Genomic DNA, 16,293 nt, shown 5'->3' on the forward strand with positions numbered 1-16,293 from the left:
CAAACCTGTTCCTCTGTTCAATCGATCAATATATTTTTTGCGTATATCTTCTTCTAAACGATTGACTTCTTTCTCACGTTTGATCACTTTCCCTGCCAGTGAATAACTATCCTGTGTGTAGGAATCGATGGCATCTGAAATGTTTTGTTCCACGAGACCGAACAAAGCAATCAAATCTTCATCGTAAAAGATTTTTTCTGGTTCCTTATTGCTTCTTTTCGCTATTTTTTTCTGAGCCCGTGCGGCTTCTTTGATATTGGTCAATACATTCTCACTGTGATCACCGATACGCTCCAGATACTTGGTGATGTCCACCATCTCTGCATGTTCTGCCGAACTTCTCAGCGGCAGGTCTTCTACCGAAATCAACATCAAGTATTCAGTCAAACGCATATCGATATCATTCACGACTTCTTCGAGCTGCAAGGCATTAGCCAAGCTCGTTTCATCTTGATTTTTATAGTATTTAAACATCTCTTTGAATTCCTCTAGAACAAACTCACCCATTTGCTTGATTTCCAGTTTTGCCTGGTTCAAAGCCACGGCTGGCACTGCTGTGATGATAGAAAAATCTAAGTGAGAAGCGTCGTATTCAATAAGCGCGTCATCACCGGGAATGATTTTTGTTACTAAATCGGCCAGTTGATTGATGAACCACATTTGTATGAGTACATTTGTGATATTGAATAATCCGTGTGCCACTGCGATTTGCATCGGTGGATTCAAGTTGAATATTGGTGTGATCAATACAATAAACGAGGTGAACGGTCCAATGACCAATAAGATAGCAAACGTCCCCACTAAGTTAAAGATAATGTGTGAAGCGGCTGTACGCTTGGCTGCAATATTTGCACCAAAGGCAGCCAGCACTGCCGTAATCGTTGTCCCGATATTATTACCGAACAATACGGGTAACGCACCTTCGATTGCGATTTGATCTTGAGAATACAATTCTTGTAGAATACCGATACTCCCACTTGAGCTTTGAACGAGCCACGTGAAGATCGTTCCAACACCGACGCCCAGGATAGGACTATCAGATAAATCTACCATCAAATCTCTAAAAGCTTGGACATCTCTCAACGGATACATCCCGTCGCCCATTAATTCCAGCCCGTAGAACAAGGCACCAAAACCAAAGATTACTTGACCAATACTGTTTACTGCCATTTTATTAGAGAAGAAAAGTAGGAATGCTCCCACAGCCATGATAGGTAAAGCGTATGCTCCGATATCGATACCAATAATAAAAGCTGTAATTGTTGTTCCAATATTAGCTCCCATGATGATCCCGATGGCTTGTTTAAGTTTCATAAATCCTGCACTTACAAGTCCCACGGCTAATACTGTTGTCCCTGAACTACTTTGAATCAATACCGTTACCACGATACCCGCTATAATCGCGCGGACAGGCGTCGAAGTCATTTTATTCAAGATACTACGTAAACTATCCCCTGCGGATTTTTGAAGACCATCTCCCATAAATTTCAAACCGAACAGGAAAATACCTAAACCACCAGCGAACATGAATATCATTTGTTGTACGTCCACACATAACCCTCCATTTTAGTTTTCAAAATTTCAAAATACTGAAACCACTACCTGAATAAAGTAGTTCTTACTTAGCCCATTTCAGACACTCTACTTCTATAATAAGTCTTATGACTTATAAAAAAAATATGTTTTTCTTATCTGAGGATATTTTAATGTGAATGACCGATTGATTTTAAGAAATCACAATGAAAAGGAAGCGTTATATAAAAGCGCATTCATCTAGCTGGTTGTTAGAAAACGAATAAACATGTAACTGGCTGTTGTTAATATTCGTGATTGACTGTATAAATATGAATGTTTTACGTTTTCATTCCTTGTTAAATCGTTCACTATCAATCTTTCATTTCATTTACCTATTGTTCACACTTTCGTAACAAACTTTACCTTTTCTAAACCTTCTGTTTACAAAACTACCTTTTGCATATTTTTATACAAAAAAACAGAGCATTTGCTCTGTTTAGGCTGTTTGAAATTCTTTGAGGAATTGAACCATGTGTAAGGCACCCTCTTCAAAATCTTTCAATCTTATCGATTCATTGGGACCATGCGCTTTTGATTCTGCGTACCCACAACCACTGCTCGCTACAGGTACGTTTAGGTATTCTCCAAAATAAACCATTGGGCCTGACCCAGGATTCGTGGGTGATAAGATGACTCCTGCTTCCTTTCCGTAGACTTTCTCGGCAGCCTTTTTGACTGTCTGCACGAACGGACTTTCCAAGTCTGAACGGAATGCTTTCAATCCCTTGAGTAGAAGCAGTTCGACATCCTGGAACCCTTCTTTATCCAGATGTTGCCTGATGACTCGTTCAATGTGTTTTGGATCCTGTCCGGGGACCAAGCGGCAATCCAGTTTTGCGGATGCCTTTCTAGGTAAGACTGTTTTTGTGCCCTCGTCCGTATACCCTGACAGCAATCCGCTGATCGTCATCGTCGGATAAAAGGTCAGGGCCTCTTCTGTTGACCAGTCAAGATCTTTTGTAATAAACGGCTGCTTCAATCCATATATCTTTGTCATTTTCTCACTGTTTACTTTTTGCTTGTTCACGACCTCACGCGCGTAAGCAGTAGGCTCTTCGATATTATCATAAAAGCCATCGACCAGGACCTGATTCTCTTTGTCCTTCAGGCTTGCTAAGGCGTGTGTCAACCGCCAGGCTGCATTGTCGATGACCGCTCCAAGTGACGAGTGGATATCGACGTTCGCACTCTCGACCACCAGATCAAAATAAGCCAGGCCTTTAACACCCGTTTGGATGACAAAATTTTCTTCCTCATCTTTGCCGCCGAATTCCCAGATGCAGCCGTCGCTACTGAATAGATCGGCATACTTTTCAATGTACGCACCCAGATTCGGACTGCCGTTTTCCTCTTCACCTTCCACTAAAAATTTCACGTTACACGGTAACCCTTCTTCTGTCGCCATTAAGGCTTGAACAGCATATAAGCGGACCACGAAATTCGCCTTATTGTCTGCCACACCTCTACAGAAAAGCTTCCCGTCTCTTACCGTCGGTTCAAACGGTTCACTCTCCCATTCATCTAGTGGGTCTTCCGGCTGCACGTCATAATGGTTATAAAAAAGCACTGTTTTATCCGGGTCCCCTTTTCCACCCGCAGGAAAGTAGCCGTAAACGACCGGGTTTCCCCCACAATCATCCAGCACTTGCGTTTCTCCACCCGTTTTTTGAATCATCTGTTCCACGTATTTCACCGTAGCCGGTATGTTTCTATTTTGAGTGGATACCGAGGCTAGACGCAGATAATCGAAGAATTCTTCTTTGCGTTCCTGGATGATATCTTTTACGGAAAGCTCTGTTGTCATCATTTTATCTCCTCCTATGTATTAAAAAGACACGAGCGAGAAGATTGCTTTTACCGGTATCTTCTCGTTATGCCGCTCTGTGGTTCTCTTCATATAATAAGGGATCAAGCATACTGCTTAGCCTTTTTCAATAACCTTTGTCGCTTTTTACGGTATAAAGGTACTTCATCCTCATGACAATAAATAAAGTGTTCCGGTGCAATTTCATGCAGCCCGACCCCGTTTAAATTATCGTAATGATGATAGTCGGGATCATACTCGGTCCGGACACGATGCCGCTCAGCTTCAGGATCAGGTGTCGGAATAGCTGACAACAGTGATTCCGTATACGGATGGAGCGGTGCCTCGTAGAGCTCCTCCGCATTGGACACTTCCAGAATGCGTCCGCTGTTCATCACACCGATGCGGTCACTGATGTATTTGACCATGGATAAGTCATGTGCTATAAATAAATACGTTAAATTGTTGTATTCCTTCAACTCTTTCAAGAGGTTGACGACTTGTGCTTGTATGGAAACGTCCAGTGCACTGATTGCTTCGTCGGCGATGATAAAATCCGGTTGAACGGCTAACGCTCTGGCGATCCCTACCCGCTGACACTGTCCACCAGAAAATTCCCTCGGGTAGCGATTGGCGAACTGCTTGTTGAGCCCCACCGATTCTAATAGCGCATAGACTTTTTCCGTGCGTTTCGCACTGTCCGTTTCCAGTCCGTGTACTTTCAAGGCCCCTCCGATTATCTCTTTGACGGTCAGCCGTGGATTGAGTGAGGCATAAGGATCCTGAAAAATCATCTGCATCGATTTTCTGAATTTAAGCAGATCTTTGCGGCGTTTGATTTGGGTGATATCTTCCCCTTTATAAAGGATCTGTCCGCCCGTTATTTCACCTAATTTGATCAAGGCTCTCCCCGTCGTCGATTTCCCACTTCCGGATTCACCGACTAACCCAAAGGTTTCCCCTTCATAGATGGAAAAGCTCACGTCCTTGACTGCCCGTACTTCTGATTTTTTGCCTTCATTGAAATATTGTTTCAGTGCTTTGAATTCCACGATGGCCTTCTTTTCTCTGGGTTCAGTTAACACGCGCGCCACCTCCTGCTTTATTTGAGTAGGTCTTTCTTGAAAACAATGACTCATACCTTTCTTTCCGCCGGACCACTTCTAGAGGGGGTGTCACAATCGGCGCTTGCGGATGGAGCAGCCACGTTTTAGCATAGTGGGTGTCCGTCACTTTAAACAGTTCCGGTTCTTCATGGAAGTCGATCGCTAGGGCATAATCATTTCTGGCAGCGAAAGCATCGCCAACAGGAGGATGCAGCAGGTTAGGTGGTGATCCCGGAATGGTGTACAAATTCTTCTTATTCACATCTAACGTCGGCATCGATGCCAGTAGTCCCCATGTATAAGGATGCATCGGATTATAGAAGATTTCATCAGCCGTCCCGATCTCAACGACTTGACCCGCATACATGACTGCCACTCTGTCCGCCATTTGAGCGACGACCCCTAAATCATGGGTAATAAAAATAATCGAGGTATCGAGCTCATCTTTCAACTGATTCATCAAGTCGAGTATCTGTGCCTGAATCGTCACATCGAGTGCGGTCGTCGGTTCATCGGCGATAAGGATCTTAGGTTCACAGGCTAAAGCAATCGCAATCATCACCCGTTGTCTCATCCCGCCTGAAAACTGATGCGGGTAGCTCTTGTATGATTTTTCCGGCTGATGGATGCCCACCAGTTTCATTAATTCCAGAGCTTTTGCTTTCGCTTCTTCTTTACTGACGTTTTTATGCGCAATGATCGGTTCTGCAATTTGTTTCCCTACCTGCATCGTCGGGTTCAAAGATGTCATCGGATCCTGGAAAATCATCGCGATATCGTTCCCTCTGATTGCCTGCATCTCTTTTTCAGAGATCTTTAAGAGATCCTGCCCTTCAAAGATGATCTCGCCACGTTCTATGATCGTATTTTTTTGTGGCAATAAGCGATTAATAGCTTTTGTAGAAACGGATTTACCACTTCCCGACTCTCCAACAATGGCTAATGTTTCTCCTTTTTTCAGAGAAAAACCCACCCCTCTGACTGCTTTAACGACCCCTTCGAATGTCTGGAAAGAAATTGCTAGATCTTTCACTTCGAGTACTGTTGTGTCTTCCATTTCTTTCACCTCAATCTTTCTGGTCATTCCTATTTTAAAAAAGGGTGACACGATAACTACGCCTGTTACCGTGTCTGCCTGCTCTTCCTTTTTTATTCTTCAGGATCGATGGACCAATCAACTAGATCGTGTAATGAGCCAGCCCAGTATTCTTTGATTCCACCATTCAACGTATCGGCTTGAACACTAAATTGGGAATCAGAGTATAGAGGAACGACTGGCATTTGTTCCTGCAGGTGTTTTTGCAGGTCAGAGTAAATAGCAAAACGTGCATCAAACTCGGTTTCTGACATGCCGCTTTCGATCAATTCATCAATAACTGGATCAGAGACGGCCATGTTGTTTGATGCCCCACCGGTTTGGATATAAGATGCAATGTTCGGATCAGCGGTATGTCCCCAGCCCATTAGACCGATATCATAGTCTAAATCTTGTGCCATGGATAACCAGGTTGGAAAATCGTAATTGGACTGGTTGACCGTCAAGCCGATTTCTTCCAGCCATTGTTCGATCAGATTACCTGACTGTTCACGGACCGCATTGCCTGTCGGAACAACAAGCTCGATCGGTGTTTCGAAATCAAATCCAGCCTCTTCCAGCAACTCTTTGGCTAACTCCGGATCGTATTCAAGCGGTTCGACATCCGCATCTTTGTATGGACTAGCCGATGAATACGTTGAAGCTAACACTTCGCCGCGTCCGCCCAACAAGTCTTCGACGATCGTTTCTCTATCGATCGCATGAGCAAAGGCACGTCTAACTTGAGGATCGTCATATTTTTCATTATTGATGACCATGTATTGGCCATTAAAAGAGGGGTATTCTTCGACGACAACATCTTCCAGATCTTCCAGCATGCCGATGTCCTGAACAGGAACCATTCCGATGCCCCCGCCGGCAGTCATGTGTAAGTTGCCTGCCTGGAATTCAGTAATCAGTGACGTTCCATTCATGATTTTTGCATAAACAGTTTTAATTTCCGGTTCACCACGGTAGTGATCTGGATTCGCTTCTAAATGCACGTAGTTATTATTGTCGTATTCAACAAACGTAAATGCTCCACTAAAGACTGACGGTTTCGTCGCCGCTTGTGAGTTGGGGATTTCTGAAAGTTCGATATCTTCAAAGATATGTTTGGGTGCAACGAGTACATTGAAACCTAAGAATTCCGAAATGTAATTTAAATCAACCGGCTGTTTCGTCGTCAGCGTTAACGTCTTCTCATCGACCACTTCAACACCGGTCAGTTCTTCCTGTCCGTCTTCGCGAATGCCGGATGAATCCGTGCCTTCCAGCATGGCGACGCTCGTTCCCAGCGTTGTTTCGACGCCCGGATCCGCAATCGTATTCAATGTAAAGGCCACGTCATCAGCGGTGACAGGCGTTCCGTCACTCCAATTGGCATCGGCATTGACAGTCACGGTAAAGACTTGATTGTCTTCCGTTTCCATGGTCGCGATGCCGGGTTCGAAACTATCTGCTGTCGGCATATTGAGTAAACTGTCATAAAAGAAGCGTTGGATCCACGTTGCCGAGACACCTGGTCGGTAGAACGGATTAAAACTATCCGGTGCATTTGTCAGACCGACCATCAATGTAGAGGTATCGCCTTTTGAGACACTCGGTGACGTTCCTTCCGTTTCTTCTCCGTCAAGTTGGCTGTCTTCTAAATCTGGCACATCAGCTCCGGTACAGGCAGCAAGCAGTGCTGTTGAAGCAAATAATAATGTGGAATATTTTGTAAGTTTTTTCCAATTTGACATATCGATCTCCCCTTATCTTTTATAACGTTCCTTTTATATCTTTTCAAAAGGTTTTTCTCAACTGACATCTTTAATTTTTTGTTTCCCCTTCAATGGCTTCTCTTAAGCCTTCCCCGATGAAGTTGATGGCTAAGACGGCAATAAAGATAAGAATACCGGCCGGAACCCATCTCCAAGGCTGCGAGGTCAAGACGCGCAGTGACTGTGCTTCTGATAAGATGTTCCCCCAACTTGGACGCGGTTTCTGAACACCGACACCCAAGAAACTTAATGATGCCTCAGTCAAGATCGCTGTGGCTATGCCAAATGTCGCGTTCACTAAAATCGGTGAAATCACATTCGGCAGGATATGTTTGAACAGTATCCCCGGTGTGGAATATCCGGTTGATACGGCTGCGAGCACAAAATCCTGTTCCTTCAGCATCAGAACCTGTCCTCTCACCAATCGAGCGAGTGGTGGCCAGCTGAGTATCCCCAGCACGGCTGTAACGACCCAGATGCCCGAGCCTAAGAGTGACACTAAGGTCAGTATCACCATAAAGAACGGAAACGACATCACGGCTTCTGTGATCCGCATGATCAAGCCGTCAATGAATCCGCCAAAGTAACCGGATACGAGACCTAACGTTGTGCCGATGACAACATAAATGGCGACGGATCCCAATCCGACGATCATGGATACTTGGGTGCCGTGAATGAGTCGCGTCAAGACGTCTCGGCCGATGTCGTCTGTCCCGAGATAAAAGTTCTCGTAAGGTGCGGCCTGAAATTGGCCTGCAATACCATCTCTAGGATGCGGAGAAAGTTGTGTGGCAAACACAGCAACGAGCAGCATCACCATGAAAACGACTAAACTGACGACGGCTACTTTATTCTTGAAAAAACGCTTGGCAATCGTTTTGACATAACTATCGCCTTCGTCCGAGATCCCTTCAGCAGTGCTATCGGGAAACGACAGTCGTTCGCGTGCATCCACTAAATGGAACAGTGCTTCAGCATTTTTGTTTCCTATGTTTTGAGCCATCTCACATTCTCCTTTCCTAATCGTATTTAATGCGTGGGTCAACGACGGCATACATCACATCGACTAGTACATTGGCCAGTAACACAACGATCGCTGACAAGATGGTGATGGCCATGAGTATCGGCAAGTCTCGTTGTTGAATCGCGGTAATGGTCAAGCGACCGAGTCCCGGCCACTGAAAAATCTGTTCCGTTACGATAGCTCCACCCACCAGTCGCGGTAGATCTGTACCGATAATCGTGATAACAGGGATCAGAGCATTCCTGATTCCGTGTTTGGTCAGGATGACTCGCTGAGCCAGACCTTTCGCCGTGGCTGTACGGATATAATTTTCCCCATAGACTTGAATCATGGTCGAGCGCATGTAACGCGTCATATTCGCGATATAGAAAGCAGAAAGTACGATCACCGGCAACACTAAATGGTGCATGACCTTCAATATCCCTCCCTCACGACCCAGTTCGATCATTCCACCAGTTGGAAACCAATCCAGTCGAACAGCGAAAATATAAATGAGTCCCAACCCCAGGAAGAAGTTCGGAATCGATACGCCTACAAAGGCTCCGGCTGTCAGGAATGTATCGATCCAAGTCCCTTGTTTTCGTGCACTGATGATCCCTAAAGGAATCGCCACGATGTAAGAAAATAATAGTGTCGCGCCCATCAGAACAATGGTTGGCCCTAATCTTGAGATGATGATAGGTAAAACCGGATACCGGGTAGAAAACGACACACCCAAATCGCCTACCAGCGCGCGCCCTAACCATCTAACATACTGTATCGGATAGGACTGGTCTAAACCTAGCGCTCGTCTCGTTGCTTCAATTTGTGCCTGGGTCGCATCGGGCGTGACATACAGATCAGTCGGCTCACCGGGTGCCAGGTTGATCATGATAAACGCTCCAATCGTTATCATCAGCAGCACTGGAATAGCTGTCAGCAACCTTTTTCCAATATACTTTTTCATCTTCTCCCCTTCTTTCCTCTTAAAACATAACTTAATTCATTAAGTAACTATCGACAATGGTTAAAAAGACCTCCCCGGATCTCAGCAGCGCTTGCTCATCGATTTCAAATTTCGGATGGTGATGCGGATAAGCAATCTCGTTTTCAGGCGGCTTGGCCCCGACGCGTAAAAATGCTCCTGGTTTGTTTAATAAGAAGTAGGCGAAATCCTCGCCACCCATTTGTCCCTCCACTTCTTCCACTTCCTCAGCTGGAAAGGCAGTCAGAAATGCTACTTTGACTTTATCTACTTCCTCAGAAGTGTTCTGAATGGACGGGTAACCGTGGGTATAATCGATCTCCACGGTTGCGTCATAAGCGTCTGCAATCTGTGCACTCATGGTTTTTAATTTTGATTCCATCAGTTGCTGGATATCCTGGTGCATGGTCCTGACTGTCCCCACTATCTCTGCCGTGTCCGCGATAATGTTGTAGGCCTCCCCGCCTGCTTGAAAACCGGCAAAGGTTAAAACGGCAGGCTTCACGGGATCGGTCATGCGACTCACGATCTGCTGTAAATTCGTGATGATCTGGGTGCCGACAGTCAGGGCATCATGGGTATCGTGAGGCGCAGCCCCGTGTCCACCTTTACCCTGGACTTTCATTGAAAAGGTATCGGAGTTTGCTGACCCGAACCCGTAATTGTAATAGACTTTATTTAATGGTTGCTCGGCACCGAGATGGATGCCGAACACATAATCAACTGCATCCAGTGCGCCGTCTTCCACCATCGATTTGGCCCCTCCAGGCAGAACTTCTTCCGCGTGCTGATGCAGCAAGACGATATTGCCTTGCAGCTCATCCCGGTGGTTCACCAGTACTTTAGCGACACTGAGCAGTGACGCAGTATGACCATCGTGGCCACAGGCGTGCATGATGCCTTCTTCTTTGGACTTGAAGGCACTCTCGACTTCTTCTGTCACGCGCAGGGCATCGAAGTCAGCCCGCAAGGCAATGGTCGGTCCAGCGTGTTTCCCTTCGATCATGGCTACAATACCGTAGCCATTTCCGACGTTCGTTCGAATGTCATCTACGCCGATTTTTTCTAACTGTTCAATGATATAGTTGGCTGTCTCCACCTCTTCAAACGAGGGTTCCGGATGTTCATGTAAATATCTTCGCCATTTCACTGTTTCCTGAAAGTTATCTGCTAACTCTTGTCTCCATTTGTCTAAAGTCATGTGTCACCCTTCTTTCACTCTTAGTCTAAGGCTGCGGTTTTGGTTTCCGCTGCTGCTCCCACGCCGCTTAATAAGTAATGATCAATAATATCCACGAAACATTTCGCTCCGACTAACATGGCGCGTTCATCAAAATCAAATTTAGGATGATGATGGGGGTAGATAATCCCTTTGGCTTTATTTCCTGAATGGACAAAAAAGAATGAGCCGGGTTTCTCCTGCAGGTAATAAGCGAAATCTTCCCCTCCCATACGCAGAGGAATCGATTCGACCGTCATATCTGTACGGTTCGTTTCGAATAACATCTGAATCAGTGCCGTTTCTTTTTCATGATTGAATAGTGCCGGATAGCCGCGTATATAGTTGACCTCGCACGTGGCATCATGGGCGTCACAAATACTTTCTGTCATGGTTTTCATTTTCCCTTCGATCAAATCTCTTAATTCCGGATCAAAGGTCCTTACTGTTCCTTTGATCGATGCCTTGTCTGCAATGACATTGTGCGCCCCGTCTCCCGCTTTCAGTGTGGAGACAGTTAAGACACCGGCTTTTTTAGGATCTTTGTTTCGACTAATAATGGTTTGCAGCTGATTGACCACGTGTGAGGCCACGACGACCGAATCGACCGTGCCATTTGGATAGGCTGCGTGCCCACCTTTTCCTTGGATCGTAATGTCGAAGAAATCAGCAGCGGCCATAGCATACCCTGAACAATACGATACCGTACCGAATTCAAGTGGTGATCTCAAATGTAACCCGTAGACAGCCTCCACATCCGCCAGCACGCCTGCATCGACCATCGCTTTCCCCCCACCAGGCAAAACCTCTTCCGCATGCTGGAAGATAAATTTAATCGAGCCTGCCAGTTCCTCTTCATGTCCTTTCATCACCTTAGCCAAACTGAGCAAGGTCGCGGTATGCCCGTCATGACCACAGGCATGCATGACCCCCTGATTTTGTGATGCAAAGGGTAAACCGGTCTGTTCTTCTATGCGTAACGCATCAAAGTCAGCGCGAAAAGCGATCGTTGGTCCTATTTCACTTCCTCTTAGGTAAGCGACAACACCACCGCCCCCTACATTTTCTTCGACCTCTGTATAACCGAACGCTCTTAATTTATCTGCGATGAATCGTCTGGTCTGCCATTCTTCAAATGACGGTTCCGGGTGCTGATGTAAATGCCTGCGCCACTTTACCGTGGTGGGATAGCACTTATTCAGTTCCTCTTCAAGTTGGTTTATTAACATATGACCCACTCCTAAATGAGATTAATATTATAAAAATGAGATTCCTTTAATGATTCGCGTTATTTTTCAAAGTTTATACACTATAAATCCGAATGTCAATGGTTTCGCATTCGCCTTTATCATCGTTTTCTAATCTTATTCTTATTTATAACTCATTTTAGTTGTCATCTTAAATAACATAGCGCTTACATTATAATGTGAATAGAATGTGACGAACGGCTATTTATTATCATTTAAAACCACCCTTCAGTTCAATAAGTCTGATAATATCCAGTTAAACAAACGCTTAGTGTCCATGCTTTGAACAATCTTTTTTATCTTTATGAGAGTTGACCTTCCAACGTTTACTTTAATGCTTTAACATCATATAATAAGTAACAGGAAAATAACTTACTCAACTTTTATAAAAAACTTGTAGTAAGTAGAGGTGATAATATGAGCGAAACAAGTGAAAATGATTATGCTGACTTGAGACGACATGCCGAATCAATAGGGATGACATTTGAAGAATATACTTTAAGCCTTCATAAAAAAAATCAGGCTTTAAAATCTGTACTACTGGATAACGGATCAGAGTTCAAATCCTTTGTAACCGAATTCCACGAAGTTCTAGATGATTTAGCGCAATACAAAGATTCTGATGCTAAGAAAAGCACCTATAAACATTACGAATTAATTAAGTGTGTGAACGATTTACTTTTAATGACGAGTCGTGATCCCAGCTTACTCGCCCAGTTGTATCATCATTTCCCTAGAGGGATAGATGGGAAAATAAGAGAATTCAACAACTTGACTACTTAAACACAAAATCCTGTCCCGCTTTAGCGGGGCAGGATTTTTTTAATTATCAGAAGTGTTATACTTAAAGGCATGATAAAGAAAGCGAGATGATGATATGGCAGGATTCACTTTCAACTCTGTAATGCAGGGCGCGTTTGGGAATTATTCAGAAAAATCACCAGAGGAATTGACAGAAGAATACGGAGACTATCTATTTGAAGAGGAGAAAATCACAATGGGGTATCAAATGATTCGTGATGCGCTTGTCTTTACATCCTTACGCATCCTCTTCGTCGACAAACAGGGCGCCACGGGTAAAAAAGTATCCTTCAAATCTATTTTTCTGGACTCCATTATCAACGTAGAAATGGAAACAGCCGGTACTGGCATAGATGATAGCGAGTTAATGATTACGTATTTGGAAAATGCCTATCAAAAATCAAACAATGAACGTCTGAAAGATCAGCGGTTCGAGTTCCCCAAGAAAACCGATATCATACCGCTATACCGAACACTAGGAAATATCAGTGTTAAAAATCGTGAGCATATTAATCGTTAACTTACTTAATAGTGAAGGGATAACCGTTGTGGTTATCCCTTCTTTTGTTTATGGTCAATCAATAGCTTGAAAACTGACAGCAGGACCTGGAAAACTTGAAACGCTCCATACCTTTCTTCCAAGTGTTCATCTTGAATTCTCACTTTATTTAAAATAACAACAGTCCGTAACCCACGACAAATATGATAAACAATAAAGTGGAAAGTATGGTCACTGTAATCAGGTTCATTTTGAACGGATAATTCCTATGCGCACTTCTGGAATTTTCTTTCAAAAAATCATAGACTGATTTAAATCCTATCCAGGCATATACAAAACACAATAAACCAAGAACAATCAGTGCCCCTCCTACAAATAAAATGGCCAATCGATTATCGGAGCCTTGCAAAACCGAGACCAATGTCCATCCAGCCCCAGCAATGGTAAACCCTGTACGAATCCAAGCCGCATACGTACGTTCAGCAGCTTGGAGTGTTCTGCTCTCTGCTAGATCATTTCGTAGTTTTGCTAATTCAGTTCTATTTCGAGCTAATTCATCGCTTAGTTTATTATCTGAATCACCCATGACTCCCTCCTTTTTTTATTGATTAGTCAGGTATTCCAACACTTAGGCATCCACCACTCTGATTTTTCTGCAGGATCGCCAGTCGATCAGCTTGAAAAATTTTAAACCTTCTATTATTCCGCCATACTCGTTATACGCAACGGCATAGTCGACCAGCAAGTGTTGTATCTAAATATATAACGATACCTAAGTGGTAAGAAGCACAAGCTGGTAGAACAGTCCGGCACAAGCGGCTAGAAAAAGAACCGTCTCGCTCATCTTTCCAGTCTTGTAATATATCAGCTTAAAACCAAACTGTATCCTCTTGTTATAAACTGGCTGTAGCCATGCCACACCGGTTTTTGAAAAAGAGTCTTCGACTAAGTGAGCAATATAGCCGGCAGTAAACCAGTAAGCCCATTCTAAAGGCTGCTGAAAAGACGACAAAATGAACTGGGATGCCAGCAGGAAGAAGATAACGCCTACTATAGAGTGCAACAATCCTCTATGTCCGAAGACCATGCTTATGCCATCGCTGACACCTCGTGTTCGGTTGCCGATAAAGGATTTCGGGTGGTCGATATCCGGCAAGAGCGAACCGATCCCCAGAGCAATAACGTTTCCAATAGTTAAAGAATCGGTTGAAACAAGTATCGGTAGTACTGCGGCATAAGTGACAATGACATGTGATTTGTAAAGCATATTTTTCTCCCTCTAGAAAACAGATAAACTAAATCTGATTTGAAAATTATTTTTGGTTTATTATAGCGACTAACGTCTTCCATCCACCCTTCAGTGAAGGTGATATAGCCGTAACTCTTTTTTCCAGTTGAGTAATCGCCTCAAGCATTGGCTGCTACGTCCTCGACCTATTTCTTCCAGAATATGAATATACTTTATGATACCATAGTGCAATGTGAACCAAGGTGAAGAATTGATTTTTTCACCAGTCAAACTCTTTTAATTGATCTTTCAACTTGTTTTTCTAATCACCTGCATATTGTTTCTCATTGCTTGTTAGCCCAGTTGTGGTTTCTGACTCCACTTGTGCGCCATCGGCATTGCCCACCTGCTCCTGCTTCTTGTTCAGTTTGCAGGCTCATCGGAGAAACTAGTCGCAAAGATAGTATAGCAGTGAATTAACGAAGCTTGATATTCAGAACGAGTCCCGATCCGATCAATCAGACAAGTGTTTTTTCACTATTAAAGACTGCGAAAGATGTCAAAGAGGCTGGAATAAGTGTTTCTTTCAATAAAGAACACCTTGCCCCACCCTCTTATCTGCTTTATATTATTAGTCGATCAACTTATAGTGTTTTAACCCCTCTACGATTCCGCCATCCGTATTTGTGGAGGTGATGTAGTCGGCTGCTTCCTTTACGTTATCGGTTCCATTAGCCATCACCACACTGTAATCAGCACGTTCCAGCATTTCCTTGTCATTCGGTCCGTCTCCAAATGCGTATAGCGGCACATTTTCCATTTCTATGGCTTTAAGTAAAGCATCAATGCCCGTTGCTTTGGAATTTCCTTTTGTGATCGTGTCCATGCTGTAAGGTCCATTCCGGTAAAATGACAGCTCCGGGAATGCATCGATGAATTCATGATCCAGGGAAGGATCTTCATTCACCACAAGCATCATCAGGATCTCCTCTTTTTCGCCAAGGGTACTATCAATTTCAGGCGGATTTTCATGGATAAAGTTATAGGCCTTTTTCAACGTTTCACTATAGCGTGTGGTTCGTATCTTGTCATTACTATATAGAGAAAGCGGCAGTTTCTTTTCATTCATCATTTGTTTCAGGAGATCCACCTGTGACTTCGGAATAACATTACGGTACGCTTCTTTCCCTTCATATTGGATATATTGTCCGTTGAGGGTAATGAAGGAATCGATGACCGTTTCTTCCAGTACATGCTGGATTTCCAGCGGGCTTCTTCCAGTCGCTATAAAAGGTACTGCACCCTTTGCTTTCAGCTGAACAAGCGCTTCCTTTACCTCTTCATCCACTAATGACTTGTCATTTAACAATGTTCCATCCAAATCAAAAAACACTAATGCGGTTGGCTTCATTTGAACACTCCTTTAAAATCATATTTATTTATCTTATTTATATTTTCAATGAAACCCCGATTCCTATCTTTTTCGGGACTGGACGGATATTTACTGCTATCATACCAGCTTTCGGGTCGTTTCCCGGCACACAGATTAAATCCGGCTGAAGGAACCATTACAAGCTCAAATACCCAATCACCCCTTCAAAAGAAGGAGTTACTCTTCTCATTCCATTTCCATTATACCGTTTATTTGCATTGTTTTAAATCTTTTAAACGATACTTGATTACAACAAAAAAAGAGTGCCTAATTTAATAGACACCCTCTGCTCTTCATTCATCATTTTCAAGTCACTGATAGCTTACTATATTCCGGTAATAAATGCACGTTTTATATACAAACATTCGTTCGCATGCACACACTTGCTGCACACATAGAAAAAAGAAGCCATATACCGTTGTGAGATTGCTTTCACACCAACGATTATAAGGCTTCATTTCTTAAAGAGTATGGAGTTGAGGGGAGTGGTTTATCATACTTCACAACCTAACAACTACTCGCAAATAACCGCTTATGTATAGAAGAAACTGGA

General features: G+C 43.7%; 14 protein-coding genes. 2 read left to right on the forward strand and 12 right to left on the reverse strand.

Annotated features, from left to right (window positions below):
* From R6U02_RS05965 to R6U02_RS06005, 9 genes are all read right to left on the reverse strand, one after another.
* On the reverse strand, positions 1-1,536 hold a 1,536-nt coding region (locus R6U02_RS05965), incomplete at its 3' end, for a Na/Pi cotransporter family protein (protein ID WP_410262720.1).
* Between the two features lie 475 nt (positions 1,537-2,011).
* The gene (locus R6U02_RS05970) at positions 2,012-3,382 is read right to left on the reverse strand and encodes a M20/M25/M40 family metallo-hydrolase (protein ID WP_410262707.1); all 1,371 of its coding nucleotides are present in this window, start codon (positions 3,380-3,382) and stop codon (positions 2,012-2,014) included.
* A 101-nt stretch (positions 3,383-3,483) separates the two neighbouring features.
* Positions 3,484-4,464 carry an ABC transporter ATP-binding protein gene (locus R6U02_RS05975; protein ID WP_410262708.1) on the reverse strand — a complete coding sequence of 327 codons (981 nt, stop codon included), beginning with the start codon at positions 4,462-4,464 and terminating at the stop codon, positions 3,484-3,486.
* Positions 4,454-5,542: an ABC transporter ATP-binding protein gene (locus R6U02_RS05980; protein ID WP_410262709.1), complete on the reverse strand. Its 1,089-nt coding sequence runs from the start codon at positions 5,540-5,542 to the stop codon at positions 4,454-4,456. Before R6U02_RS05980 ends, R6U02_RS05975 begins: the two co-directional genes overlap by 11 nt.
* Positions 5,543-5,634: 92 nt before the next feature.
* Positions 5,635-7,305 (reverse strand): ABC transporter substrate-binding protein, encoded by a 1,671-nt coding sequence (locus R6U02_RS05985; protein ID WP_410262710.1) that lies wholly within the window; start codon positions 7,303-7,305, stop codon positions 5,635-5,637.
* A 70-nt stretch (positions 7,306-7,375) separates the two neighbouring features.
* On the reverse strand, positions 7,376-8,329 hold the full coding sequence (gene opp4C / locus R6U02_RS05990) for an oligopeptide ABC transporter permease (RefSeq protein ID WP_410262711.1): 954 nt from the start codon (positions 8,327-8,329) through the stop codon (positions 7,376-7,378).
* Positions 8,330-8,345: 16 nt separating this feature from the next.
* On the reverse strand, positions 8,346-9,296 hold the full coding sequence (locus R6U02_RS05995; RefSeq protein WP_410262712.1) for an ABC transporter permease: 951 nt from the start codon (positions 9,294-9,296) through the stop codon (positions 8,346-8,348).
* A gap of 31 nt (positions 9,297-9,327) precedes the next feature.
* Positions 9,328-10,515, reverse strand: coding sequence for a M20 family metallopeptidase (locus R6U02_RS06000; RefSeq protein WP_410262713.1), 1,188 nt, complete (start codon positions 10,513-10,515; stop codon positions 9,328-9,330).
* A gap of 20 nt (positions 10,516-10,535) precedes the next feature.
* The gene (locus R6U02_RS06005) at positions 10,536-11,762 is read right to left on the reverse strand and encodes a M20 family metallopeptidase (RefSeq protein ID WP_410262714.1); all 1,227 of its coding nucleotides are present in this window, start codon (positions 11,760-11,762) and stop codon (positions 10,536-10,538) included.
* 435 nt (positions 11,763-12,197) lie between these two features.
* On the opposite strand from R6U02_RS06005, the gene R6U02_RS06010 reads away from it, so the two are divergent.
* Both R6U02_RS06010 and R6U02_RS06015 read left to right on the forward strand, forming a co-directional pair.
* Positions 12,198-12,563: a hypothetical protein gene (locus R6U02_RS06010; RefSeq protein WP_410262715.1), complete on the forward strand. Its 366-nt coding sequence runs from the start codon at positions 12,198-12,200 to the stop codon at positions 12,561-12,563.
* Between the two features lie 94 nt (positions 12,564-12,657).
* Entirely contained in the window at positions 12,658-13,101 is a 444-nt protein-coding gene (locus R6U02_RS06015; protein ID WP_410262716.1) for a PH domain-containing protein, read from the forward strand.
* Between the two features lie 148 nt (positions 13,102-13,249).
* On the opposite strand, the gene R6U02_RS06020 is transcribed toward R6U02_RS06015, so the two are convergent.
* The 3 genes from R6U02_RS06020 to R6U02_RS06030 all read right to left on the reverse strand — a co-directional run bounded on the left by R6U02_RS06020 (position 13,250) and on the right by R6U02_RS06030 (position 15,719).
* Positions 13,250-13,666: a YidH family protein gene (locus tag R6U02_RS06020; protein ID WP_410262717.1), complete on the reverse strand. Its 417-nt coding sequence runs from the start codon at positions 13,664-13,666 to the stop codon at positions 13,250-13,252.
* 186 nt (positions 13,667-13,852) lie between these two features.
* A complete protein-coding gene (locus R6U02_RS06025) occupies positions 13,853-14,347 on the reverse strand; it encodes a metal-dependent hydrolase (protein WP_410262718.1) in 495 nt (164 codons plus the stop codon).
* A 592-nt stretch (positions 14,348-14,939) separates the two neighbouring features.
* Positions 14,940-15,719: a Cof-type HAD-IIB family hydrolase gene (locus R6U02_RS06030; protein ID WP_410262719.1), complete on the reverse strand. Its 780-nt coding sequence runs from the start codon at positions 15,717-15,719 to the stop codon at positions 14,940-14,942.
* Positions 15,720-16,293 lie beyond the last annotated feature (574 nt).

The sequence above is a fragment of the Alkalibacterium sp. genome (assembly GCF_046484155.1).
Lineage (GTDB): Bacteria > Bacillota > Bacilli > Lactobacillales > Carnobacteriaceae_A > Alkalibacterium.